The sequence below is a fragment of the Janthinobacterium sp. GW822-FHT07H10 genome (assembly GCF_058798675.1).
Genome location: NZ_JBXAKS010000002.1, coordinates 178,675 through 203,973, shown reverse-complemented (window position 1 = coordinate 203,973; position 25,299 = coordinate 178,675). Strand labels below are relative to the sequence as shown.

The window sequence follows — 25,299 nt, the reverse complement described above, 5'->3', positions numbered from 1 at the left end:
CGGTTTTCGCTGCATGAAAGAGGTCCATCAAGCTTCATTATAATAATGAAACAACATTTTCGAAAAGCAAGTTTAGTTGTGCATGGCACAAAAAAGGCGCCCGAAGGCGCCTTTTTCACATTCCGGCGGCCGGATCGGCCGCCATCGCTTGCTTAGAACTTGTAGTTGTAAGCGAGACCAATCAACTGCATGCGGGTCTTGAACAGGCCCTTGGTGGTTTCACCGTTGCCGGTGCAGCCAGGGGTCACCGGCGAGCAGTCATTCTTGTAGTTGACCGTGGCATCCTTGAAGTCGATGTAGCTGTAAGCCAGGTCGAGCGAGGAATTGGCGTTCAGCTTCCAGTTCGCGCCGATCGAATACTGCATGCGGTCGCTGTCCGGCAGCGCCGGGTGACGCAGCTCGGCGCTGCGCACTGGCGCCTGGTCATGCGCGATACCGGCGCGCAGCAGCAGGTTTTCGCTGTACTTGTAGTTGGTGCCCAGCGAGACGCGGTAGGTGTTCTTCCACTGCTGGCGGATGCGTTCCGGGCCTTCGGCCGTCGGCGGGAACTGGATGTCCAGGTTCTGCAGGCGCGAGGTGCGGGTCCAGGTGACGTCGCCCATCAGGGCCCAACGATCATCCATCTGATGGAAGGCGTTGACCGACAGGGTTTCCGGCGTGCGCACTTCCACCAGCGCCTTGGAATTGACCTTGTTCGATGCCTTGGCGATGAAGCCATTCACATCCGCGTTGTTCGACACTTGCGAGAAGTCCCAGATCGTGTCGCCTTTCAGCTTGTGCGAAATCGACGAACGGTAGGAGATGCCGAAACGCGTGCCTTCATTCATCTGGTACAGGTAGCCCAGGTTGAAGCCGAAGCCCCAGTCGTCGCCATCCATCGAGGCATGGCCATCCTTCGCGCCCTTCAGGGCGGCGCCGGCTGCCTGTGCGGCGGCCAGGCCCTGCGTCTTGGCGATATTCGCCAGGAAGGCTTGCGACGCGGCTGGCGCGTGCTGGGCCAGGAAGGCCACGGAACCCGGCACGTCGACCGCCTGGCCCAGTTCCGCCTTCATGTGTTCGGCGGTGACGCCGAAACCGAAGGAATGGTGCTCATTGACCTTGAAGGAAACGGAAGGATTCAGGGCGATGGCTTCGAGCTTGATGTTGGTGATCGCATAGCGGCCGCTCCAGTCATTGCCGTAATCGAGCTTGGCGCCGTACGGCACAAACAGGCCCATGCCGACGGTCCATTGCTCATTGACCTTCTTGCTCGCGTACAGGGCTGGTGCAAAGACCGCGTCCGGCGCGTAATCCTTGGTCGTGCCGCCCGGGGTGCGGCCGGTGAAGGTCTTCGAACCCGTGTCTTCATACGTCGAATGCGGCACCACCAGGGTACCGCCGCCGACGAACTGCGTGCCTTCCAGGCGCGACAGGCCGGCCGGATTGTAGAAAATGGTCGAGGCGTCGGCCGCTTCGGCGCCGTTCGCATCGGCCGAACCCTGGCCGGACACGCTTTGCGAACCGAAACGGTAACCCGATGCTTGTGCGGTGGAGGAAATGCCGGCGAATGCGGCGACGATCAGGAGGGGCAGATATTTATGTTTCAAGTTGGTCTCTCTTTATTATATGAATAAAAACACTGGACAAAACCTGCTGTGCGTCGCGTTTTGTCTGCCGTGTTTAGTTTCTTCGGCGCACTGTCTCGGGCGTCTCAACCTGGCCCGTCTTGCACTTTTCTTGCCGCCGTGAACTCCAATTCACTGACGGCATGAGCGAAGCATATAATATTTTGAAATAAAAAGCGAACGTTCGCTCTTTTTATGAAACGGTGTTGTTTTCCTCTCCTTGCACAGGACTGTACGGTGGCGATACGGGAACGGGAAGCGGGATCAGGAAGCGCTTGCGCATCAGCACCTGCATCTGTTCGGCCGGCACGGGCCGCGAGATGAAATAGCCCTGCACCTCGTTGCACTGCAGCGCGCGCAGGATGTCGAGCTGCTCGCGCGTTTCCACCCCTTCGGCCACCACGCTCATGCCCAGCGCATGGGCCATCGACAGGATGGCCCGCACGAAGACCTCGCCCTGCTCCGAGCGCCCCAGCTCCATGGTGAAGGCGCGGTCGATCTTCAAGCCGTCCATGGCGAACTTCTGCAGCTGCGACAGCGAGGAATAGCCGGTGCCGAAATCGTCGACCAGCAGGCGCACGCCCAGCGCGCGGATGGCCGACAGCTGCTCGACGGCGCGGTTCTGTTCATCCATCATGGCCGATTCCGTGATTTCCACCTCGATCAGGCGCGCATCGATGCGATGGCGCGCCAGCGCCGACGCCAGCACCTGGTGCACGTCGCCGCGGCCGAACTGGCGCGCCGAGACGTTGATCGAGACGGGCACCAGCTCCAGGCCGCTGGCCTGCCAGTGCGCCATCTGCTGGCACACCTTTTCGATGACGACTTCGCCCAGCTGCGAAATCAGGCCGCTGCTTTCGGCCACGGGGATGAATTCCAGCGGCGGCACCATGCCGTGCTGCGGATGGCGCCAGCGCACCAGCGCCTCCATGCTGCACAGCTGCCCGCTCATGGCGTCGACGCGCGGCTGGTAGACGACGAGGAACTGGTCCTGTTCCAGCGCCGCCACCAGGCTTTGTTCGAGTTCGCGGCGGCTGCGGATGGTTTCGAACAATTCGGGCTGGAAGAAGCGGTGATGGCCCTTGCCCGCCACCTTCACGGCATACATGGCGATATCAGCGTTCTTCAGCAGCACTTCCGTCTCGGCGCCATCGCGCGGATACAGGCTGATGCCGATCGAGGCGCCCATCTTGTGGCGTTCGCTGCCCAGGTAGAACGGTTCGTCGAAGGCGATGGCGATGCGCTGCGCCACCTGCTCGGCGCGGCTGTCGTCCTCCACCGGGTCGAGCACGACGACGAATTCGTCGCCGCCCAGGCGCACCACATGGTCGCCCGGGCGCAGCACGGCCTTCAGGCGCAGCGAGGCGGCGCGCAGCACCTTGTCGCCTTCCGCGTGGCCCTGCGTATCGTTGATATCCTTGAAACCGTCGAGGTCGATGAACAGCAGCGCCAGCATGTGGCGCGTGATGGCCGCGCGCGCCAGCGCCCCGGGCAGGAATTGCTGCAGCCAGTAGCGGTTGGGCAAACCCGTCAAGCCATCCTCGTTGGCCAGGCGGCGCAGGTCGCGCTCGTGCTCCTTCGCCGTGCTGATGTCCTGCAGGGTGACGGCCAGGCGGTCGCCGCTGCGCACAAGGCGCCGGCGTATCCAGCGCAGCTTGAATGGATTGCCATCCGGCAATTCGATCTCTTCCTCGGAAAAACCGGAAACCATGGCGGCCCGGTAATTATGGATCAGGTCGCGGAAATACGGCTCGTGGGCGCGCGACTGCAGCCGCATGCCCAGCAACTGCTCGCGGCGCACGCCGAAGTAGCCGGCGCCCGGCTCGTTGCAATCGACGATCTCGAAGTCGACGATGCCGCCATCGTCGCCACGCAGGGCGGAGATGATGAAAAAGCCGTCGCTCGTGCCTTCCGTGGCCATGCGGTAGGCGTTGCGCACGCCCTCGGACTGGTGGTGGCGCCAGGCCAGGCGCAGCGACAGCACGGTGGCGATGACGGTAAACGCCAGCAGCAGCAAGGTCACGGCAAAGGCGATTCCCATGTAGATGGTGCGCGTTTCCTGGTAGGGATGCAGCATTTCGCTGTCGGCAAAACCCACCACGGCCGTAAACGGATACGCCTTCAGCGCCTGCCAGCCCACATAGCGGTTTTGCTTGTCGGAAAACGCCACGCGGCTGCCCGACTCCATGGCGCCGCTGTCCGTTTCCAGGAAACTCGTGTCGAGGAACGCCGTGCCCTGGCCCGCATGGACAGGCAGGACGCGCGCGCCGAGGCGCGTGCTGAACAGCTCGCCCTCCTCGCCGACCATGGCGGACATGCCCAGCTTGCCGAAATTGACGCTGTCGTAGAATTCGGAAAAATAGCTGGAATGGATGGAGATCAGCAGCACGCCGTCGAAATTGCCGTCCTCGTCTTCCAGCCGGCGCGTGAAATGCACGAGCGTCTCGTCGATGCCCGTGGCCGTGGCTGCCGGGGCCGCCTCGTTGGCGCGTCCCAGCGCGATGCGCAGGGCGCTGGAATTGCTGCGCCAGTGACGCAGCAGGAAATCGCTGCGCTCGTTCGTGCGCAGGCGCGTCAAGGGCGCCGTGGCCGTCACGGCCTGGCCCTTGCGGTCGAGGATGGCGACGATGGCAAATTGCGGCAAGGCATACATGCCCTGCGTCTTCAACTGGTCGAGGCGCAAGTGGCCGCGCGAGTTTTCCCATTCATACTTGAGCTGCAGGGTCAGCTGGTCCATCTGCTCGAGCGTGCGCAGCAGATACTGGCCATACGCCTTCGACTGCGAGGACACGCTGTCGAGCGCCTGCTGCTGCGCCACCTTCTTTTCCGCTTCCAGCTGCAGCATGGTGGCCGTCCACAGCACGGCGCACAGGGCCACGCCCAGCAGGGGCCAGGCCAGGATCAGGCGCAGGTTGGCCTTGAGAAAATCGGCCCTGCTCATTTCCACCACGGCGGCGTTATTATTATTTACAAATTGTCGCAAAAACATGGTGCCAGCGTCTGCCGTTTCTATATTTCCTTAGGGACACACAAATTACCACAGAGTCATGTTTGCAGGTGATAAGGTAGTGCAATTATCTGTGCGGGCGGCGGCCCGCCTGTCGCGCCTGCGTTACAATCACCATCCTTACCGTTGGAGAAATACATGCAGCAATATCAAGATTTGATCAAGACCGTCCTCGAAACGGGCAGCTGGCAAGACAACCGCACGGGCATCCGCACCCTGAGCGTGCCGGGCGCCATGATGCGTTTCGACTTGGCCAACGGCAACTTCCCTGCCGTGACGACCAAGAAACTGGCTTTCAAATCCGTGATCGGCGAATTGTGCGCCTTCCTGCGCGCCTCGCGCAACGCGGCCGAATTCCGCGCGCTCGGCTGTAAAGTGTGGGACCAGAACGCCAATGAAAATGCGCAGTGGCTGGCCAACCCCTACCGCGAAGGCGAGGATGACCTCGGCCCCGTGTACGGCGTGCAATGGCGCCAATGGCCCGCGTATAAACTGCTCGACGCCGACCAGCCGGCGCAGATCGCCGATGCGCAAGCCAACGGTTTTACGCTGATCGCCCCCATCGTCGAAGCGGGCGTACAGAAAGTCTTGCTGTACAAGGCCGTCGACCAGCTGCGCGAATGCCTGGACACCATCATGCACAACCCCGGCAGCCGCCGCATCCTGTTCCACGGCTGGAACCCGGCCGTGCTGGACGCCGTCGCCCTGCCCGCCTGCCACTTGCTGTACCAGTTCATCCCGAACGCCGGCACGCGCGAGCTGTCGCTGTGCCTGTATGTGCGCAGCAACGACATCGGCCTGGGCACGCCGTTCAATATCGCCGAAGGCGCGGCCCTGCTGCACCTGGTGGCGCGCCTGACGGGCTACACGCCGCGCTGGTTTACCTATTTCATCGGCGACGCGCACATCTATGAAAACCACCTCGACATGGTGGAAGAGCAATTGAAGCGCACGCCGTTCCCGGCCCCGAGATTCGTCATTGCCGACTGCGTGCCCGATTACGCCAAGACGGGCAAGTACGAACCCGAGTGGCTGGAAAAGATCGAACCGTCCGACTTCTCGCTGGAAGGCTATGAACACCATGCGCCCATCAAGGCGGCGATGGCCGTCTGATGGCGGTGACTGCGCTGGCCGCCCTGCACCGCAAGCTGTTTGACGAGACCGATGGCGTCAAGTTTTCCAAACTAAAAGACCGGCTGCTGGCAAAGCACGGCGCCAGCGACCGGCTGGCCGTGCTCGATATCCTCATCGGCTACGCCAAGGAGGGGCAGTTGCTGCACTGGCGCAACTTCCTCATGAGCGATATCGCGCGCCTGGTGGAAGCAGATGAGCATGCGGCATTTTTCGCCTGGGCCCTGGCGCAACCCACGCTGGCGTACTGGAGTGTCGATGGCTTGCTGAAAAGCGCAGGCAGGGATGCCTATGCGCCGCTGGTGGCGCTGGCCGCGTCCGGCACTGCCAGCCTGGAAGTGCGGGCCAAGGCCGTGAAAAGCCTGGCCGTCTTCAGCCGCCAGCCCTTCGATGCGGGCTTGCCGACAGACCCCGGCCATTGGCGGCAAGACAGTTTGAAGCTCGATGCCGTGCTGGCCTGGCAGCGCGATGGCTGCCCGGATGGTGCAGGCCATGCGGCGCCGGCCACCCATGCATCGCTGGACGAGCCGCGCACGGCGCTGGAAAAAGCCGCGGCCAGGCTGGAGAAAAAACTGGCGGCCAGGCGCAAACAGGAACAGGACCTGGCGCAGCCATCGAACTGGCTGACGATCGCCAGCGCCGCCGACATGGCCGCCATCGCGCAGCGCTGGGCCTTGCCGGAGCATTACCGGCGATTCCTGGCCTGCCATTCGCCGCTGCGGGTGTTGATTGACAGCGAGCAGTATTTCCAGGGCTTGAACCTGTACGGCGCGGTGGAACTGGTCAAGGCCCAGCACGGTTACGCCTGGAATCCCGCCAGCGATGCAGCCATTCCCGGCTGGCCCGAACACTATCTGGTGATCGCCGATGCGGGCGGCGATCCGTATTGCCTGGACCTGGGCGCCATCGCCAACGGCGACGCGCCCGTGTACACGGCCCGGCATGGCGCCGGCGCCTGGCGTTTCGAGCGCCACGCGGACAGCTTTATCGACTTCCTGCTGGAAATCGCCGCCGCCTGAGCTCCGGCATCAGCCGGGGCCGGGACCGCCCGGACCGCCCGGACCACCGGGGCCCCGTCCGCCCGGCGGACCGAAGCGCGGCTCGCGCTCGCCATCCTTCGCCGCCGTGCCGGCGCCGCCGAGGCGGTACGACAATCCCACATAAATCATCCGGCCATCGAAGCGGCGCGTGCTCGTCTCGCGCAGCGAGGCGCTGTTGATGACGGTTTCCATCTTGTTGCTGCTGAAAACATCGGTCACATTCATGACCAGGCTCAATTGCGGCGTCACCGTATGGCGCAAACTGAGGTTCAGCGTGTTGTTCGGCGAGCGGTAGCCTTGGCCGGAAAGGGTCTTGCCCTGCATTTGCAGGGCCAGTTGCAGCTGGTTGTCCGCATTGATCTGGTAATTCAGGCGCGCCCTGCCGCTGAGCGAGTTGGCCGTGCGCGTGCTGCGGTTGCCCAGGTCGTCGGAGCTGGTCTGCTGGCTGCGCGCCAGGTTGCCGCTCGTGTTCAGGGTCAGGGATGGCGTCAGCTTGCCGCTGACGCTGAACTCCATGCCGCTGGAATGGCTGCCCTCGCCATTTTCGCGCGTGGTCAGCAAGACGTTATCACTGATGAAATAACGGTAATCGACGATGGCATCCGTGTCGCGGCGGTGATAGGCGCGCAAGCTGCTTTCCAGGCCGAACAGCCTGGTTTCATAGCCGATTTCGAACGAGTCCGTCTGCGTGGGCTTCAGCTTGGGATTGCCGGACGACACATTGAACTCGTCGCGGTACACCACGTACGGGTTCAGGTCGCCGGCGTTCGGGCGGCGGATGCGGTGCGCATAGCTGAAGCGCAGATTGCTCTCGTCGCTGACTTTATACGTGGCGAACAGGCTCGGTATGTAGTTGACGTAATTGTTGCTGGCCTCGATGCCGCCCGTGATCTGGCGCACATTCAAGTCCGTGTATTCGGCGCGCAAACCGGCCAGCGCGCCCCAGCGCTCGTTGATGCGCATCTGGTAGGAGCCGTACAGCGCGATGGTGCGCTCGTCGAGCTCGAAACGGTTGCTGCGCATGGGATTGACAGTTTCCGCCAGGCTGCCGGGGTTGATGTCCGTGTACAGGGTATCGAAGCTGCTCTTGTTGTCGGCCACCTTGTAGCCGAGCTTGGCCGTGCCGCCCGCCAGCGGACGCTCGTAGTCGCCGCTGAAGTCGACGATGCGGTTGCCCGTCTCGCTGTGCTGGCGCGCGCGCGTGTCGAAGGCATTCGGGGGCGCCACCGTGTAGGCGTTGGCGTAATCGCTGTCGCTCTCGTTGTTCGACGACGACACGCGCAGGTCGATCTTCAATGTCTCGCCCGGCAATTCGCCCTTGTGGTCGTAGCGCGCGCCCCAGCTGTAGTTGCGGCTGTCGCCATTGCGCACGGTGCTGCGCACATAGTCGCCGATGGTGTTGCCCGCGCTGTCGCCATTGATGTAGCGATCGAGCGAGCGCTGGTCGTTGCTGCGGCCGTTGTACGAGACGCTGGCGGCCAGCGTGTCATTGGCGTTCAGGTTGTAATTGACGGTGCCGTTCAAGCCCAGCGAATCATTCAAGCCATTGCTGGTGGAGCGCTGGCTGCTGGGGGCAAACGCGCCCGTATCGCGGTCCAGGCGCTCGCGGCTGACCTCGCCCACGGAATTGCGGCCATCGTGACGGAAGTTGATGCCGCCCTGGTAACCCCATGGCCCCTCGTTGTAGCTGCCCGAAACAGCCGTGTTGTAGCGCCCGCCGATGCCCGTATTCGCGTTGACGGTGGCAAAGCCGCCCGGCTTGCGGTTGCGGCGCATCACCAGATTCAGGATCGGGCCGCCGCCGGCCTCGTTGCCGAACTGGGCGCCGGGATTGTTGATCACTTCCACCGACTCGATATCGTCGGCCGCCATGGCGTTCAGGGTGGCGCCGCGCGAGTCGCCCTGCAGCATGGCCGACGGCTTGCCGTCGATCAGGATCTGCACGTTGCTGCTGCCGCGCAGGGACACGGAACCATCGGGATCGACGGCCACCGACGGCACGTTATTCAGTGCGTCGGCCGCCGTGCCGTTGGTGCTGCCCACGTCGGACTTGACGTCGTAGACTTGCCGGTCGATGCGCCCCGTGGGGCGCTCGGCCGTGATGCTGACGGTAGCGGGCGCATCGACGGCCGGGACCTTGGCCGGCGGCGCCGGCTTGACGACGGCGTCGCCAGTGGCGGCGGTGGCAGCGGTTTGCGCCTGGGCGGCGCCGGCGACCAGCAGGCTGCCGCCCGCCAGACAGTGAAAGAGGATTTTATGCATGAGGTAATGAATAATGGAAACGCTACGGATGAGGCGCTACGCCGCGGCGTGAGGGCACATTGAAAGCATGCCACGAGTCGCCAGGCCAAGGCAAATGCGCAGCATGGCAATTTACTTCAATTTACAAATCTCTTGCCCTTGTGGCATTCCAGCCTCACCCGATGCGCCTGATGCTAACGCAGCAAGCCCTGCCCCCGCGCCAGCTTCAGCCAGCCTGGATATTCCGTCATCAGCAAGTCATACAGTTCCGCATCGCTGTGCTCGTCGGGCGAGCTGACGGAAAAGTAATTGGCATTGTCGACCAGGCGGCCCTGCAACTCGTCGAGCTTTTCCAGGAAGGGGAAATCCGAATCGGCAAAGGCGGCGAGGAACTTGCTCTTCGACTTGCGCCCCTTGCCGATGCCCATGAATTGCCAGAAAATCGGTTCGTTGCTGGCCCAGCGCAACTGTTTCTCCGTCGTCGCCTGGTCGCTGGTGCCGCCATCGGTGACGAACATCACGTACACGGGCAGCTCGGCCGCGATGGGCCGCGTGCGCTCGCCGCCACGCGCGTCAGGGAAGTAAAACGCGCGGATCGCCTGCATGGCGGCGCCATAGCGCGTGTCGCCTTCCAGCGGGTGGCGGGTGATGGCCTGGCCCACGTAGGTATTGCAGTTGCTCAAGGCCATCGGCGCCGGGTGGTGGACGTTCTTGCCAAAAAGAAAAACGTCGATCTCGCCATCGTCATCGAACTTGCAGCCGAGCGCCAGGATGCGCTCGGCAAAGCGCTGCACCAGGCCTTCCTTGTACAGCCGGCCCATGGAGCCGGAAATATCGAGGCACAGACAGACCTTGGCGCGGTGCGCCGACAGGCCCACCTTTTGCAGCGACACGCCCGCCTGCTTGACCAGGCTCACCAGTTGCGGCGCTTCGCGTTCGACCCGCTTTTCCAGGTCGATCTTGGCCTGCATGACGGCCGACGCCGCAGCCGGGGCGACCGGGGCCGATTGAGCGACTTCGCCGCCAAAATGGCGCACCAGCGCATCGAGGCCCCCATTGAAGCCCTGGCCCACGGCCATGCAGCGCCAGGCGCCGTCCTTGCGGTACAGCTCGGCCAGCATGACGGCCTTCTCTTGCGCAAAATCAGCGCCGGCAAAGGCGAAGCGGGCCAGCTCGCGTCCGCCCGCCTGCAGGCGCACATGGCCCGCCTGCAGCTGCGACATGACGCCGCCGCCATCGATCGAGGCCGTCAGCACCAGGCGCTCCACGCCGGCCGGCAGGCGCGCCAGCTGGAAGGCGAACGCGGCATTGTCGCCATGGCTGGCCGCGCGCGCTTCCACGCCGCCGCACGGCGTGCGCGGCTGGTTGAAAAAGGTCATGTAGCGCTCGTCGGACAGCTTGCCGTTGGCGTCGAGGCCGAAGCAGGCAAAATCGAGCGCCAGCCCCTGCGCGGCGACGCCAACGTCCAGCACGCCATCGGGGACAAGATTGGCCAGCGGCAAGCGCTGGCCCTTGGACAAGGTTTCCATCAGTTTCTCCGGTATCGATGCTGCGTTATGTGAAGTTGCACGGCCTCAGGCGATGTAGCGGCGTGGATTGTCGGCGTTGAAATCGTCTTCATCATCCTTGTCCTCGCCCTTAAAGACGACGGGACCGTTGAAGGCCAGCTGCAAGCCTTCGCCCTGCCAGCTCAGCCACGGCGTCGCTTCGCTGTCCGGCGGCGACGTCCTGCCGGACGGCTCGAGGATGATGCTGTCGGGCGTGATGCGCGCCAGGCCGATCACATAGGTGTAGACGGAATCGTCCTCGGCCGCCTTGGACAGGCGGAAGTCGAACGCGCACTCGACGATCTGTTCGCCATACTGCATGACCATCTTCGGCCGCATGGACGCCACCGACACGGCGCCGTTGGCCAGCGCCGAATACACGCTGAAGACGAGGCCGACGGTGCCGCCATAATGCTGCGCCAGCGCCGGGTTGACTTCCACCGTTTCCGTGGCCGGCTCCTTGCCCGACGCGCCCGCCACGTCGCCCAGGTGGCGCACGTAGGGCATGCTGTCGAAGCTGCCCGCCGTATCGGGCGCCTGGATGAAGCGCATCAGGCCGTTCGGCAAGAGCACGCCCACGCGCAGGTCGAGGTCGTCGTTATCGTCGTCGCCATCGCCGTTGTCCGTCCAGGTGGCCTTGACGGTGAGCTTTTTCGGCGCGCCCGCGCCCTTCTCCAGCGACACCCTGTGCGTCTGGCCCGCCTTGGTCAGCGAGATTTTCGACAAGGAAATCTTCGGCGCCACGGGAGCGGGAGCGGCCTGCGCCACTTCGCCGCCGAAATGCGCGACCAGCGCGTCGAGGCCGCCATTGAAACCCTGTCCCACGGCCATGAAGCGCCAGGCGCCATCCTTGCGGTAAAACTCGCCCAGCATGACGGCTTTTTCCTGCGCAAAATCCGTGCCCGCATACGCGAAACGCGCCAGTTCGCGCGCGCCGTCGAGCAGGCGCAGGCAGCCGCTGCCCAGCTGGGCCATGGTGGCCGCACCATCGATGGCAGCCGTCACGACGAGGCGCTCGATGGACGCCGGCAAGCGATCGAGCTGGTAACTGAAACCGGCCGCGTCACCGGACGGCGCGGCCGCCTCCACGCCGCCGCATGGCGTGCGCGGCTGGTTGAAGAAGGTCATGTAGCGGTCGTCGGACAGCTTGCCATTGGCGTCGAGGCCGAAACAGGCAAAGTCCAGCGCCAGGCCGGCGCTGCTGATGCCCAGCTGCAAAGCGTTGCCCGTGACGAGGCCGGACAGCGCCAGACGCTGCCCCTTGATCAGATTTTCCATGGGATTGTTTATTCAGGTGTGAAAGCTTCGAACAGCAGCCCAGGGCAAGGCGGGTTGTCCAAAGAAATGCGCATAACATAGCAAACCCATGGCTGCATCATGCCGCCATGGACCATTTTATGCGTAGCAACGCCTGACAAAACCGTAGCGAGCGGCAGCGAGTTGTGGCCGAGACGCGGAGCTGTGCTGTAGCACAGTGAGCATCGGAGGCCGCAAATCGCGACGCGCAGTAGGTTTTGACAGGTGTTATTAGGCGTTGATGCCGAACGAGCGTGCGAGAGGCCCCAGACCGCCCTTGAAGCCCTGGCCAATGGCCTTGAATTTCCATTCGCTGCCGGCGCGGTAGATTTCGCCGAAGATCATGGCCGCTTCCGTCGAACCGTCTTCCGACAGGTCGTAGCGGGCGATTTCCGCGCCATTGTCGCCATTCAGGCAACGGATGTAGGCCTTGCCGACCATGCCGAAGTTCTGCTTGCGGGCTTCCGCGTCGTGGATGGTGACGGCCACGGCGATCTTGTCGATATCGGCCGGCACGTTGGCCAGGTCGACGGCCACTTTCTCGTCGTCGCCATCGCCGCCGCCGGTCGTGTTGTCGCCCGCGTGGACGATGGAGCCATCGGCCGACTTCAGGTTGTTATAGAAAATGAAATCAGCATCGGAGCGGACCTTGCCGTCCGTTTTCAACAGGAAGGCGCTGCCGTCCAGGTCGAATGCGGCGCCATCGGTGGCGCGCGGGTCCCAACCCAGGCCAATCACGATTTTCTTCAAGCCAGGAGCTTCCTTGCTCAGGTTGACATTGCCGCCTTTTTGCAGACTGATCGCCATGGTATTTCCTTTTTAATTAGTAGGTTGCATTCGGTGCTACGGAACACGACGCCGGCGCAATGGCCGGGCGAGCCATGAGCCTACCATAAAGTAAATGCGTGCCATAGCCGCACTATTGAAAATAATGCCATCGCATCTGCCGCCCTGCCCCGGGTAGGCGACAGCAGCACTGGACAGCAGCACGGCAAAATGACCGATAATGCCGCTCGACAAGTGCATACCTCCATCGCCATGACCGATTTCAACAGCCATACCCATTATTTACAGGAAACCATCACGCGCCTCGATTGCCTCCCCGGCACCTTGTGCGATGAACGCATGTGGTCGCGCCTGGCTGCCGCCCTGGGCGAGCGCTTCCACCTGCACGCCGTGCCCCTGCACCAGGGCCGCACGCGCGCGGACATGCAGGCGCTGATCGCCAGCCACAGCGCGCCGCGCTCGCACCTGGTGGGCTTTTCGCTGGGCGCCTACCTGGCCATCGAACACGCGCTGGCCCACCCCGGTCGCGTCCAGTCGCTGACGTTGATCGCCAATTCCGCGAAAGGTTTGCCACCGGCGGAAATTACGGCGCGCCAGCGCATCGTCGCCATCCTCGAACAGCACGCGTATACGGGCATCAGCCGCCAGCGCCTGCGCGAACTGCTGCACCCATCGCACCTGGACGATGCAGCCATCACGGGGCTGATCCGGCAAATGGGGCTGGACCTGGGCAAGGAGGTGCTGCTGGCGCAGTTCATCACCACCATCCACCGCCCGGACTTGATGGGGCGCCTGGCGGAACTGCCGTTTCCCGTGCTGATCGTGGGCGCAGAGGAGGACAAGCTGGTCAAGCCGGCCGATCTGCGGGAAATGGCAGAACATTTCCCTGACGCAACCTTGCGCATGATCGCAGACCATTGCGGCCACATGATCCCGCTGGAAGCGCCCGACACGCTGGCCGATGCCATGCGCGCCTTCCTGGCGGCGCCCGCATTTGCGGGCGCCGATGGAGCCTGAACGCAATTTCAAGGATAATGACGGGCATCGGGCCCTGCCCCCACCTATTTCACAGAACCAATGAGCATACTCACCATCATCGTCGCCACGGACCAGCAAGGCGGCATCGGCATCGACAACACCTTGCCGTGGAAGCTGCCGGAAGACCTGGCCCACTTCAAGCGCCTGACCACGGGCCACCCCATCCTGATGGGCCGCAAGACCTTCGATTCGATCGGCCGCCCGCTGCCGAACCGCCGCAACATCGTCATCACGCGCAACGCCGCATGGCGCCATGACGGCGTGGAAGCCGTCGGCTCGCTGGAGGAAGCCATCGCCCTGCTGGACGGCGCGCAAGGCTATGTCATCGGCGGCGCCGAGATCTACAGGCAGTCGCTGCCCCTGGCCCAGCGCCTGGTCGTCACGGAAATCGGCCAGACGTTTGCCTGCGACGCCTTTTTCCCCGCGATTGACCATACCGTGTGGCAAGAAACCGCGCGCGAAGCGCATGTGTCGGAGAAATCCGGCTTGCCGTATGCCTTTGTCACGCTGGAACGCAAAGCCTGATAAGGTGCTGAACGTGCTGGAGGGGCATATATCCAGCGGCAAGTTATGGCTGTAATACCCCTGTCACACCGTTGCGTCACGCTAGCGCACGCTTGAAGTGTTTTTTGTATGATATTTTTTTCCCGCAGACGCCGCATTTCTGCGAGAATCCCGTTCTTATTTTTTTTCTGCGACTGCCGGCACCCATACCGCCAGGCTGACGCGCCCTAGTCCGCCCCTCCATTACGTCAGGGGCGGCTTGCTTTTTTGGAGACATGCATGAAATTTCGTTTCCCTATCGTCATCATTGACGAGGATTTCCGTTCTGAAAATACGTCCGGCCTGGGTATTCGCGCCCTTGCCGCCGCAATGGAAAAAGAAGGCATGGAAGTGCTGGGCGTGACCAGCTACGGCGATTTGTCGCAATTTGCCCAGCAGCAATCGCGCGCGTCGGCCTTCGTGCTGTCGATCGACGATGAGGAATTCGGTTCCGGTTCCGTCGAAGACACCGATATCGCCCTGAAGTCGCTGCGCGCCTTCGTCGAGGAAATCCGCTACAAGAACGCCGACATCCCTATTTATATGTATGGCGAAACGCGCACCTCGCGCCATATCCCCAACGACATCCTGCGCGAACTGCATGGTTTCATCCACATGTTCGAAGATACGCCGGAATTCGTCGCGCGCCACATCATCCGCGAAGCGAAATCCTACCTGGACGGCCTGTCGCCGCCGTTCTTCCGCGCGCTCGTGCATTACGCCAACGACGGCTCCTACTCGTGGCACTGCCCCGGCCACTCGGGCGGCGTGGCCTTCCTGAAGTCGCCGATCGGCCAGATGTTCCACCAGTTCTTCGGTGAAAACATGCTGCGCGCCGACGTCTGCAACGCCGTCGAGGAACTGGGCCAGCTGCTCGACCATACCGGTCCGGTCGCCGCCTCCGAACGCAATGCGGCGCGCATCTTCAATGCCGACCATTGCTATTTCGTCACGAACGGCACATCCACCTCGAACAAGATGGTGTGGCACTCGACCGTGGCGCCGGGCGACATCGTCGTCGTCGACCGCAACTGCCACAAGTCGATCTTGCATTCGATCATCATGTGCGGCGCGATTCCCGTGTTCCTGATGCCGACGCGCAATCACCTGGGCATCATCGGCCCCATCCCGCTGCACGAATTCACGCCGGAAAGCATTGCCCGCAAGATCGAGGCGAATCCGTTCGCGCGCGAAGCGAAGAACAAGAAGCCGCGCATCCTGACCATCACGCAATCGACCTACGACGGCGTGATCTACAACGTGGAAACCCTGCGCGAGATGCTGGACGGCAAGATCGACACCCTGCACTTCGACGAAGCATGGCTGCCGCACGCCACCTTCCACGATTTCTACAAGAACATGCACGCCATCGGCAAGGACCGTCCGCGCGCCAAGGAATCGATGATCTTCTCGACCCAGTCCACGCACAAATTGCTGGCCGGCCTGTCGCAGGCCTCGCAGATCCTCGTGCGCGAATCGGATACGGTCAAGCTGGACCAGGATGCCTTCAACGAAGCGTACCTGATGCACACCTCGACCTCGCCGCAGTATTCCATCATCGCGTCGCTCGACGTGGCCGCGGCCATGATGGAAGCGCCGGGCGGCACGGCCCTGGTGGAAGAATCGATCATGGAAGCGCTCGATTTCCGTCGCGCCATGAAGAAGATCGACCAGGAATGGGGCCAGGACTGGTGGTTCCAGGTGTGGGGGCCGGACAACTTCAACGACGAAGGCATGGGCGAACAGGCCGACTGGATGATACGCGCCGAGGACGACTGGCACGGTTTCGGCGACCTGGCTCCCGGCTTCAACATGCTCGACCCGATCAAGGCGACCATCGTCAACCCGGGCCTGTCGCTGGACGGCCAGTTCGGCGACACGGGCATTCCCGCGTCCATCGTCACCAAGTACCTGGCCGAGCATGGCGTCATCATTGAAAAATGCGGCCTGTATTCGTTCTTCATCATGTTTACCATCGGCATCACCAAGGGCCGCTGGAATACCCTGCTGACGGCGCTGCAGCAGTTCAAGGACGATTACGACAAGAACCAGCCGATGTGGCGCATCCTGCCGGAATTCGCGGCAGCCAACCCGCGCTACGAGAAGATGGGCTTGCGCGACCTGTGCCAGCAGATCCACGACTTCTACAAGGCCTACGACGTGGCCCGTTTGACGACGGAAATGTATCTGTCGGACATGATCCCGGCCATGAAGCCGTCGGACGCCTTCGCCAAGATGGCGCACCGTGAAATCGAGCGCGTCGCCATCGACGACCTGGAAGGCCGCATCACGTCCATCCTGCTGACGCCGTACCCACCGGGCATCCCGCTCTTGATCCCGGGCGAACGCTTCAACAAGACCATCGTCGACTACCTGCGCTTCGCGCGCGACTTCAACGAGCGCTTCCCTGGCTTCGAGACGGATGTGCATGGTCTCGTGAAACGCGAGGTCGATGGCAAGCGCGGTTACTTCGTCGACTGCGTCAAGATGGACGACTAGTGACGGCTCATCCAATCTAGCCCGCCGCGCTTTGCGGCCGGCGATGCTCACCGTACGAAAGTACGGCTGCGCTTCCTGGCCACAAGGGGGCGCCGGGCCTCGCTGCCGCCCGCTACGATCGGATGACCCGTTGTGACGTTCGTTGAACTGCACGCATTAGCGCCACCTTTCAGGTGGCGTTTTTCATTTCCGGCTACCGCGCACGCTTGCGCCAGATCAAACGGCTGGGGTGACGTGCTCCTAAGATGGGCGACTCCTGCCCTCGTGGAGGGATGACTATGGCGCTCAAGGTGTGGCTGGAAATCGTGCAGCAGGCGGCGGCTGGCAGTGGCGCCTTGCTGGCTGCAGCCTTGAAGCAGGCTCAGGCAACTATCGTGCCGCAGCGCGACAGCGAGCGCGACGGCCATGGCATCGTCCTGTTTTCGCACGCCGATGCGGCCTTGCTGCAAACGCTGCCCGCCTTGTGCCAACGGGCGCGCGTGCTGGCGATTGCCGCCTGCGGCCAGCCCCTGAGCTGCGCGCAACAGCGGGCCGTGATGGCGGCCGGCGCGCTCGACGTGCTGCTGTGGCCGCCCGGCAGCGTCGATGCGGGCCAGGTGCTGGCGCGGCTGCAGCGCTGGCAGGCGGTGGCGCAGTTGCTGGCATCGAGCGCCGTGCGCCGGCACCTGGTGGGCGACAGCGCCGCCTGGAATGCCTTGCTGCACCATGTGGTGGAAATGGCCGCGTTCAGCCAGGCGTCGATGCTGATCACGGGCGAGACGGGCACGGGCAAGGATCTACTGGCGCAACTGATCCATCGCCTCAGCAACTGCAGGGGCGAGCTGACCATCCTCGACTGCACCACGCTGTCGCCGGAACTGGCCGGCAGCGAGTTGTTCGGGCATGAACGGGGCGCCTTCACGGGCGCGGCCGGCGCGCGCGACGGCGCCTTCGCCCTGGCCGACGGCGGCGTGCTGTTCCTCGACGAAGTGGGCGAACTACCCCTGCCCCTGCAGGCACAGCTGCTGCGCGCCATCCAGGAACGCAAATACAAGCGCGTGGGCGGCAGCAGCTGGCAGCCGACGCAGTTTCGCCTCGTCTGCGCCACCAACCGCGAGCTGGAGGGCGAAGTGGCGCGCGGCGCCTTTCGCGCCGACCTGTATTACCGCATCGCGGGCTGGCATTGCCAGACACCGCCGCTGCGCGAGCGCCAGGACGACATCCTGCCGCTGGCCCGGCATTTCCTGGCCGAGCTGGCGCAACAGTCGCCGCCCCCGCTCGACGCCGCCGTGCGCGAATACCTGCTGCTGCGCGACTACCCGGGCAATGTGCGCGAACTGCGCCAGACGGTCACGCGCATCTGGCACCGCCATTGCGGTCCCGGCCCCATCACCATCGGTGCCCTGCCGCCCGAAGAGCGGCTGCTGGCACCGCCCTGGCCCGACCCGCATTTCGAAGCGGCCATCCGGCGCGCCCTGAGCCTGGGCCTGAACCTGTCGTGTATCACGCGCTGCGCCACCGACATGGCCATCCGCCTCGTGCTGGCGGAAGAGCACGGCAACAACCAGCGCGCCGCAGCCCGCCTGGGCGTGACCGACCGCGCCCTGCAGATACGCCGCAAGGCAGCCGCCTGCGCGGCGCAGGCGGCTGCGACATCGGCCACGCCGGCCGCCCCTTGATCCTCCCTTGATCCACCTCAAGCCAGCCGTGCCAGGCGCAAGAAATTGCCGCCCGTGATCAGCGCCGCGTCCAGCGGCGGCAGGTTCAGCAAGTGGATCTTGTGCAGCTCCAGGCCCGGATGCAGCCAGGGCCCGTCCGAGCCGAACAGGATCTTGTGCGGCCCGGCGCGCCGCACGGCCTGCTCCAGCAAGTCGAAGCGGCGCACGCCCGAGCTGTCCGTGTAGATGTTCGCGTGGCGCGCCAGGTGATCGATCAAGGCCAGCTGCGCCGCCCAGTCGTCGCCGAAGCTGCCCAGGTGGGGCAGGATGAAATTGACGTCGGGATACTGTTGCGCCAGCAATTCGGCCACGGCCACCTCGCCGGCCGGGTCGTACAGCACGGGCAAGCCGAAGGCGCGCGCCGCATCGCAGAGCTCGCCGCTGATGCGCGCGTCCAGGCGGTGCGCCTTGATGCCGACAAAGCCGTAGCGCTCGACGGCCGTGCGCACCAGGTCCATGATGCGCCCCCGGTCGCGCCGCGCATGCACGAAGGCAAAACCGTAGTAGCGCTGCGGATCGCCGGCGACAAGGCGCGCCACGCCGTGGTTGGCGATGGCGTAATCGGAATGGAAGGTGGCAAACAGCACGCTGCGGGCGATGCCGGCCGCCCGCGCGCGGCGCAGGTACGCTTGCAGCGGCGCATCGCTGTCCCACGGTCCGCTCAAGCCGTCGCCGGGACCGGCATGGCAATGGCAATCGATGACGGGAACCACGCCGCCCTCCCCGGCCGCTGGCCGCTCAATTCCAGTCGCCCATCACGACGATGCGGTTGCCGCGCCGGCGCCAGCGCCCGCTCTCGTCCTCGCTGTCTGGCGCGGCCGAACGGAAATGCGGCAATTGCTGGTGCAGGGCCCGCGTCAGCGCGCTTTCCACGGCGCGCGGACTGCCATCGCCTTCGGTGGCCAGGCGCGCCGCCTGCCCCGCGATGCGCACGAAGCGGCGCGCCATCTCCAGTTCGCGGTCGGCTGGCGCCCCGGCCGCCATTTCCAGCTCCAGCGCATTGCTGGCGGCCCGCCCCAGGGCCGAGCCCAGCGCCGTGCCCACGCCCGGTATGGGGATCATCGAGCCGAGCGCGCCGCCGACAAAGGGCAAGGCCGTCTTGGCCACGGCTTTCAAGGCGCCGCCCAGGGGCTTGGCCACCTTGGCGATGGTCGAGCCCACCTTCTTGACGCCTTTCCACACGCTCTTGAAGACCTTGCCGAGGAACTGGTCGAGTTCATCCTCGCTGGACACTTCCAGCAACTCCATGGCCAGTTGCAGCTCTTCCTCTTCGCTCATGATGGCCGTAGCGCTGCCCTTGCCGGGCCAGTCCTGGCCGAATTCCAGCACTTCAAACGCGGCGCCGGCACGTTGCCGGCATTGCGCGCATTCACATTCGAGTCGGTGCATGATGCTCTCCTTCGCTGAGTTAGGGCGCTTCAAGTCCACAATTCACCGAGCACGGCCAGTTCCAGCTCGCGCCGCTGGTTGGTCAGCACGCCGCGCTGGTTGGCAAACATGTCGTCGTGGATGCGCTGCTCGATGCGGCGCCGCTGCGCTGCCGAGGACAGGGCCGCCACGTACACCTGATGCGTGCTCAGGTCGACGCCCATCATCTGGCCGCACAGGCGGTGCTGCAGCAGGCGCCGGTGCAGGTCATCCGTCTGCCCGCTGTAGGCGCGGCGGCGCCCGCCCGCATCGAATTCGATCACATACAGCCCGGGGCCGCGGCCATTCGGATCGCGCAAGGCATCGGCGAGCGGTCCCAGCGCCTGGTAGCGCAAGGCAGCCGCTTCCGGTACCCGGCCCAGGGTGCCGGCCAGGGTGGGCGGGATTTCGCCCTGTTGCTGGTCATCGTCCGCGCCGCCCTGGTCCTGTCCCTGGTCCGGGTCGAGCACCTGATCCGGCCCCTGCCGGTCGCCAAATGCAGGCTCCGGCACGGGATAGGCCGCCGGATAGATGGCCGGGTAGATCGGCGCGTAACCGCCCCAGCCCCGGAAGCGCGGCGGCAGGTAGGGCAAGGGCGGCGGGCGCGGCGGACGGCGCCCCTGGTAGCGCGGCGGCACGGGACGGCGCTGTCCGCGCAGCGGCGGGCGCGCGCGCAGGCCGCCGCTGCGCAGGCCGCCGCGCGGGCCGCCGGGACGCGGGCGCTCGCCTTCCCACTCGCCTTCGTCCTCCCCGGTCCACTCCCCTTCCCACTCTGTCGCCCATTCGCCGGCCCACTCCTGCTCCTGCCCGCCAGCTGCCTGAGGCTGCCCCATAAAGGACAGCATTTCAAATGCCTCGTTCATATCGCCTCCTCGTGTGATGTTCAAGTAGCGCCATGGCCTGCGCCAACTGCGCCGGTGCATGGTCCGCCCGCAACAAAAAAGTCAGTGCTCCGCTGCCGCCCCCCGCTTGCGCCAGCGCCAGCACGCCGGCCTCGCGCAAGGCGTCCTGCAGGCTGGCGCGGCCTGGCAGGCGCTGCACGGGAAAGCTGCCGCCACGGCAAGCGATACCGGCGGCCGCCATCGCGGCCCGCCATTGCGCCACATTGGCCGCCAGCCTGGCGCGCAGGGCATCGCCATGCCGCGCATTGAGCGCCAGCGCCCGCCGCGCCGCCGCCAGCACGGCCGCCGATGGCGGACTGGCATGCACGCGCGTCTGGCTCTGCGCCGCAAAGCGCCGCAGCAGGCTGGCGCTGCCCGCCAGCACGGCCAGCGGCACGCCGAAGCCCTTGGCCAGCGAAGCGCCGATGAGCAGGTGGCCGCCATTGCCGTCGTGTCCGTCCCGCAAACCATGTTGCCGTGCCGACCCGCCACCGTTCGGCCCCGATACGCCCAGCACCTGCGTATCGTCCAGCAGCAGGTAGCCGCCACCGTGCCGCGCGATGGCCGCGTAGCTGGCCAGCGGCGGCGCCGCGTCGCTGCCGGGCACATAGCCATCGGCCAGGATCAGGGGCCGCCGGCCGCCGCGCCTGGCGACCGGCCCGCCATTGCCCCAGGCCGCGGCCAGCCGGCGCAGCGCCACCACGTCGCCGGCCGGAAACACCTGCAGCGGCAAGCCCAACGCCTGCGCCCGCTCGGCGCCCCAGCGCGCGATGGCATAACTGCCGCCGTCGACGAGGATCACCAGCCGGTCGGCCGCCAGCATGCCAAACAGGTCCCAGAACAGGTGCAGCGTCGACGGCAGCACGCAAGCCGCCTCACAATCCTGCAGCGCCGCCAGGTCGGCCGCCACCGCCTGCGCGCCCGGCGGCTCCCGCAGGGCCGCCGGCTGGCCCAGGGTCAGGCAGCTCCACGGCGCCAGCTGGGCCGAGGGGTGGCGCATGCCCAGGTAGAGGGCGCTGGTAAAGTCGAGCATGCCCCCGCCCCGCTCCCACCCTAGACGCTGCGCAGCTGCTGGCTCAAACGCTGGCGCAGCAGCACCGAGGGCATGGTCGCTTCGACCACCGGGTCGCTGCTGTCGACGGACAGGTCGACCCCGGTGGCGGCACGGTAGCCGTGGATATAGCCCTGCACTTGCGGACGCCAGAAGCGTGCCCAGTTGAACGCCTGCGTCGGTTCATAGATGTCGCTCCAGTTGCCATAGCGCACAGACAGCAGCAACTGTTCGCCGAAGATGGCCAGGTTGCGGAAGTGCATCACGCTCGTATCGGTCCAGCCTTGCAGTTTCTTCATGGCGTCGACGCGGTCCATCCACGGTTCCGGATATGCCACCATCACGCGCGTGGGCAGGAATTCGCGGAATTCGGGCCGCGCCAGCATCCATTGCTGCATCAGCATCTCGATACGCGCCGTCGACGGCAAGTCGCCGAACTGGTTGTGCGCGCCCTGCGACAGGATCAAATGGATTTCCTTGAGCGCATTCAGCACGGGGAAGGCGTCCGCCTTGACGGTGGTGTCGTCGTCCTGCTTGTAGAACGAGGTGAGCAGGCGTAGCAGGTGGTGGAACGCTTCCAGGAACTTCGAGCGGCTGTCGGCTGGCCGGAAGTGCTGGACCGCCTTGCCGTCGAGACGCACGCCGTAATGGTGGTCGTACTCGTAATTGCGGCGCACCACGGTCAGCCGGTGCTGCTCATCTTGCGTGTATCCCCACAGCAAGTTATTCAGCGGGCGCAGCATGTCGATTTCCGTATTCGACAGCGGGTCGAGGCCGCCGCCGGGCGCGCGCAGGTTCTGGAAGCGCTGCGTGATGGCATTCATGGTCTGCACCAGCATGCCCTCTTCATGCCAGTACGACCAGATCAGTTCCAGCAGGCAGGGATTGGCCAGCTTTTCCTGGATGATGCCAAAGCACAGATCCACTTCGCCTTCCTGGCCGCGCGGGATGCTGATCGGGATGTCGGGCAGCTTGCGGCGGATCACGGCCAGATACGGCAAGGTCTGGAAGCCGTCGATGTTTTCCAGGTAGTCGTTGCGCAGCACGGTTTCCAGGTCGCGTCCCTGGGGAATGTCGCGCCGGTCCAGGTAGGCGTTGTCCTCGGCCGGATTGAAGGCCAGCGGCTGGTTCAGCACGCCGCAATTGACCATCACGAACGCTTCCGTCGCCACTTTCAGCACGCGGTAGGAATCGGAATCGGAAAACGGCAGCGCGCGGCGCTGCTTGAGCTGCTGGAACATGTCGGCCTTCTTGACGAAGCGCTCCTGCTCGAAGCCGCGCACGCTCGCCAGGTCGCCGCAGAACAGGCTGTCCATGAAATGCAGGTAGTTCGTAAACGACATGGCCTCGGTACTGTTGCGTATCAGGGTCCACAGCGGCAAATCCTCGGTCGGCTCCGTTTCCGTGCGCGTCAGCGACACCCCCACATTGCCCGTGATCGGCGATGGCTGGCGCTCTTCCGTCTCGTAATCGGCATCCACGGCCAGCATGGCATTCGGGCTGAGGCCCTCCGGCACGGGCAGCGCACCAAGCAGCTCCGGCCGCTGCGACAGCATCATCTGCGCGCCGAAGCGGTGCATGCCGGCGCGCCGCACGGGCGTGGAAAACGCGTTTGGCGTGCCGCGCATGGGTACCCACGGCGAGGCGGCCAGCACCTGCACCAGGTCGCGCCCATCGGCGCTTTGATCGCCGTCAAACGACACGCTGGCGATGGCGCGGTCGCCCACGCGGCCGAAATTGCAGTCGCTGGGATGGCAGTCGGCCGTTTCAAACGTCAGCCCCACCTGCGGGTTGAGCTGGGGCTTGAAGCACAGCACGGCGCTGCAGCCGGACTGCACCGTCACGCACTGGGGCGCCGTGGCCGGAAAATTGCCGTACCGCCCCACGTAACTGCCCGTCGCCAGGTCGGAAAACACGGTGCAGCCATTGCCATCGGTCCAGCGCACGCCGACCAGCATGGCCGGATCGGCCACCCACGTGGCGGCATTGAAATTATGGCAATCGGCATCCAGCCCCCGGTACAGGCTGACGGCCGCGTTGACGACCCGCACCCCGCTATCGTGCTCGTGCACGGTGACGGCGATGCTGCCGCCCCGGTTTTTCGGGCCCGCCTGGCCCGCCCCCCCGCCCTTGCCGCTCATTTTGCTGCTCATCTTGCTGCTCATGTCATTCTCCTCAATGGATAATCAAACGGGATGCCGGGGGCGGCACCGTCCCGCCAGCCTGGCGGCCATGCCGCACGACATCGGCGCACAGTTCCGACGTGTCCAGGGTGCTGCGCAAGGCCCAGTGCGTCAGCAGGCGTCCCAGCAGCTCGCTTTCGTCCTCGGGACTCAGGCTGCCGCTGGCGCGCGCCTGGCCCAGCACGGCAAACACCAGGGTGGGCGCGGCCTCGTACATCTGCCCAGGCACCAGGTTCCAGCTGCGAAACAAATGGCCCAGCCTGGCCGGCTGGCGTGCCTGCACGGCCATGCTTTCGGCCAGCGAGGCGCCGCGCAGGGCCGGTGGCCGGTGCTGCACCAGCAGGCCGACCAGGGCCGCCATGCTCGCTTGCAGTTGTTCCAGCAGCCGCTGCTGGAACAAGGGCAGGCCCGCCAGCGGGTAGTACGACAGCCACAGCTGCTCCAGGCGGCTCCATTGCGGGTGCGGATACAGGGCCCGGCCCATGGCGCAGCTGAGCCTGACCCGCAGCCACGGCACCGGGTGGGGATCGTCCACGTTGAGGCGGAAGACAAACACGCGCGGCAGGCTGACGACGCCGATCAGGCCCAGGGTGGCGGCCACGCCGACGCGCGCCAGCGACCAGAAATCGGCCACGATCTCGGAGATCCACCGTTCCCACAGCTGCCACACGTGCACGGCGCCGCTGCCGCCATGCTGCATCGCTTGCAGCACGGGCCGCAGCGAAGCCACCAGGTCCAGCAGCGCCGCGCCCTGGTGCCCCACCTCGTGCACCAGCGAAGAAGCGATGCTGCTGCCGATCATGCGTTCGCGCGGCAGGCGGATGATGGCAACGGGATTGTCGCCGCCGCCTGGCAGGCGCGTGCGCGCGCGGCGGATGGCCGCCCCCGGCCCCCGGTCCAGGTAGCAGATCACGGGCGGCGCCTGGTACACGTCGCCAGGCAGCGCCAGCGCGTCGGCGGCGACGATGTCGAGGCCGGCCAGCCACACGCCCGTCTTGTGCTCGCTGCGCTGCGTGATGACCTCGTTGAACAGGTCGAACTGGGTCAGCGCGGCATTGAATTTCAGGCGCAGGAAGGTAAACCGGCGCTGCGCCTCGGCGGCCGTGGCCATGCTGGCGCCGTCGGCCTGCTCGCGCCGCAGCCACCACTGGAACTGGGCCACCATGCGCCGCAATTCGCGCCGGCCCTGCACCAGCTGGCTTTCGATGGCCGACTGGGCGCTGGGCATCAGGGCGGCCGCCAGCACCGTCGGCTCGATCAGCGCGAACGGCTCCAGCCGCGCCAGCCGCGTCAGCAGCGAGCGCGCCTCCTGCGCCAGCATCCAGGCAGCGTAAGCGCCGATGGCCAT

The 25,299-nt window shown here is 65.0% G+C and carries 18 protein-coding genes; 6 read left to right on the top strand and 12 right to left on the bottom strand.

Features of this window, described 5'->3' with window-relative positions; all coding sequences use genetic code 11:
* Positions 1-152: 152 nt before the first annotated feature.
* Entirely contained in the window at positions 153-1,586 is a 1,434-nt protein-coding gene (locus tag AC1RDJ_RS04975) for an OmpP1/FadL family transporter (protein WP_071323292.1), read from the bottom strand.
* 211 nt (positions 1,587-1,797) lie between these two features.
* The gene (locus AC1RDJ_RS04970) at positions 1,798-4,593 is read right to left on the bottom strand and encodes a bifunctional diguanylate cyclase/phosphodiesterase (RefSeq protein WP_083411751.1); all 2,796 of its coding nucleotides are present in this window, start codon (positions 4,591-4,593) and stop codon (positions 1,798-1,800) included.
* Positions 4,594-4,749: 156 nt separating this feature from the next.
* On the opposite strand from AC1RDJ_RS04970, the gene AC1RDJ_RS04965 reads away from it, so the two are divergent.
* Positions 4,750-5,724, top strand: a complete 975-nt coding sequence (locus AC1RDJ_RS04965; protein WP_493026690.1) for a thymidylate synthase — start codon at positions 4,750-4,752, stop codon at positions 5,722-5,724.
* Complete coding sequence (locus tag AC1RDJ_RS04960) at positions 5,724-6,761, top strand: SMI1/KNR4 family protein (protein WP_493026689.1); 1,038 nt, start codon at positions 5,724-5,726, stop codon at positions 6,759-6,761. Before AC1RDJ_RS04965 ends, AC1RDJ_RS04960 begins: the two co-directional genes overlap by 1 nt.
* A 9-nt stretch (positions 6,762-6,770) precedes the next feature.
* Here the strand turns inward: AC1RDJ_RS04960 and AC1RDJ_RS04955 are convergent, their stop codons facing one another.
* From AC1RDJ_RS04955 to AC1RDJ_RS04940, 4 genes are all read right to left on the bottom strand, one after another.
* Complete coding sequence (locus tag AC1RDJ_RS04955) at positions 6,771-9,044, bottom strand: TonB-dependent receptor domain-containing protein (RefSeq protein ID WP_493026688.1); 2,274 nt, start codon at positions 9,042-9,044, stop codon at positions 6,771-6,773.
* A 173-nt stretch (positions 9,045-9,217) separates the two neighbouring features.
* The gene (locus AC1RDJ_RS04950) at positions 9,218-10,552 is read right to left on the bottom strand and encodes a VWA domain-containing protein (protein WP_493026687.1); all 1,335 of its coding nucleotides are present in this window, start codon (positions 10,550-10,552) and stop codon (positions 9,218-9,220) included.
* A gap of 45 nt (positions 10,553-10,597) precedes the next feature.
* Positions 10,598-11,848 carry a TerD family protein gene (locus AC1RDJ_RS04945; RefSeq protein ID WP_493026686.1) on the bottom strand — a complete coding sequence of 417 codons (1,251 nt, stop codon included), beginning with the start codon at positions 11,846-11,848 and terminating at the stop codon, positions 10,598-10,600.
* 249 nt (positions 11,849-12,097) lie between these two features.
* Positions 12,098-12,673, bottom strand: coding sequence for a TerD family protein (locus AC1RDJ_RS04940; RefSeq protein WP_071323286.1), 576 nt, complete (start codon positions 12,671-12,673; stop codon positions 12,098-12,100).
* Between the two features lie 189 nt (positions 12,674-12,862).
* Between AC1RDJ_RS04940 and AC1RDJ_RS04935 the strand changes: the two genes are divergently transcribed.
* The 4 genes from AC1RDJ_RS04935 to AC1RDJ_RS04920 all read left to right on the top strand — a co-directional run bounded on the left by AC1RDJ_RS04935 (position 12,863) and on the right by AC1RDJ_RS04920 (position 18,390).
* Positions 12,863-13,669 carry an alpha/beta fold hydrolase gene (locus AC1RDJ_RS04935; RefSeq protein WP_493026684.1) on the top strand — a complete coding sequence of 269 codons (807 nt, stop codon included), beginning with the start codon at positions 12,863-12,865 and terminating at the stop codon, positions 13,667-13,669.
* 60 nt (positions 13,670-13,729) lie between these two features.
* The gene (locus tag AC1RDJ_RS04930) at positions 13,730-14,215 is read left to right on the top strand and encodes a dihydrofolate reductase (protein ID WP_493026683.1); all 486 of its coding nucleotides are present in this window, start codon (positions 13,730-13,732) and stop codon (positions 14,213-14,215) included.
* 258 nt (positions 14,216-14,473) lie between these two features.
* Positions 14,474-16,732, top strand: coding sequence for an arginine/lysine/ornithine decarboxylase (locus AC1RDJ_RS04925; RefSeq protein ID WP_071323284.1), 2,259 nt, complete (start codon positions 14,474-14,476; stop codon positions 16,730-16,732).
* A 272-nt stretch (positions 16,733-17,004) separates the two neighbouring features.
* Positions 17,005-18,390, top strand: coding sequence for a sigma-54-dependent transcriptional regulator (locus AC1RDJ_RS04920; protein WP_493026682.1), 1,386 nt, complete (start codon positions 17,005-17,007; stop codon positions 18,388-18,390).
* A 17-nt stretch (positions 18,391-18,407) separates the two neighbouring features.
* On the opposite strand, the gene AC1RDJ_RS04915 is transcribed toward AC1RDJ_RS04920, so the two are convergent.
* Genes AC1RDJ_RS04915 through AC1RDJ_RS04890 form a run of 6 tightly spaced genes read right to left on the bottom strand, consistent with a single transcriptional unit; the run spans position 18,408 to position 25,299 of the window.
* The gene (locus AC1RDJ_RS04915; RefSeq protein ID WP_289886269.1) at positions 18,408-19,142 is read right to left on the bottom strand and encodes an amidohydrolase family protein; all 735 of its coding nucleotides are present in this window, start codon (positions 19,140-19,142) and stop codon (positions 18,408-18,410) included.
* A 25-nt stretch (positions 19,143-19,167) separates the two neighbouring features.
* Positions 19,168-19,818, bottom strand: coding sequence for a hypothetical protein (locus tag AC1RDJ_RS04910; RefSeq protein ID WP_493026681.1), 651 nt, complete (start codon positions 19,816-19,818; stop codon positions 19,168-19,170).
* Positions 19,819-19,847: 29 nt separating this feature from the next.
* Positions 19,848-20,699, bottom strand: coding sequence for a hypothetical protein (locus AC1RDJ_RS04905; protein WP_493026679.1), 852 nt, complete (start codon positions 20,697-20,699; stop codon positions 19,848-19,850).
* Positions 20,683-21,750: an aminotransferase class I/II-fold pyridoxal phosphate-dependent enzyme gene (locus AC1RDJ_RS04900; RefSeq protein WP_493026677.1), complete on the bottom strand. Its 1,068-nt coding sequence runs from the start codon at positions 21,748-21,750 to the stop codon at positions 20,683-20,685. Before AC1RDJ_RS04900 ends, AC1RDJ_RS04905 begins: the two co-directional genes overlap by 17 nt.
* Positions 21,751-21,770: 20 nt before the next feature.
* A complete protein-coding gene (locus tag AC1RDJ_RS04895) occupies positions 21,771-23,933 on the bottom strand; it encodes a hypothetical protein (RefSeq protein ID WP_493026676.1) in 2,163 nt (720 codons plus the stop codon).
* A gap of 10 nt (positions 23,934-23,943) precedes the next feature.
* On the bottom strand, positions 23,944-25,299 hold the full coding sequence (locus tag AC1RDJ_RS04890) for a hypothetical protein (RefSeq protein ID WP_493026674.1): 1,356 nt from the start codon (positions 25,297-25,299) through the stop codon (positions 23,944-23,946).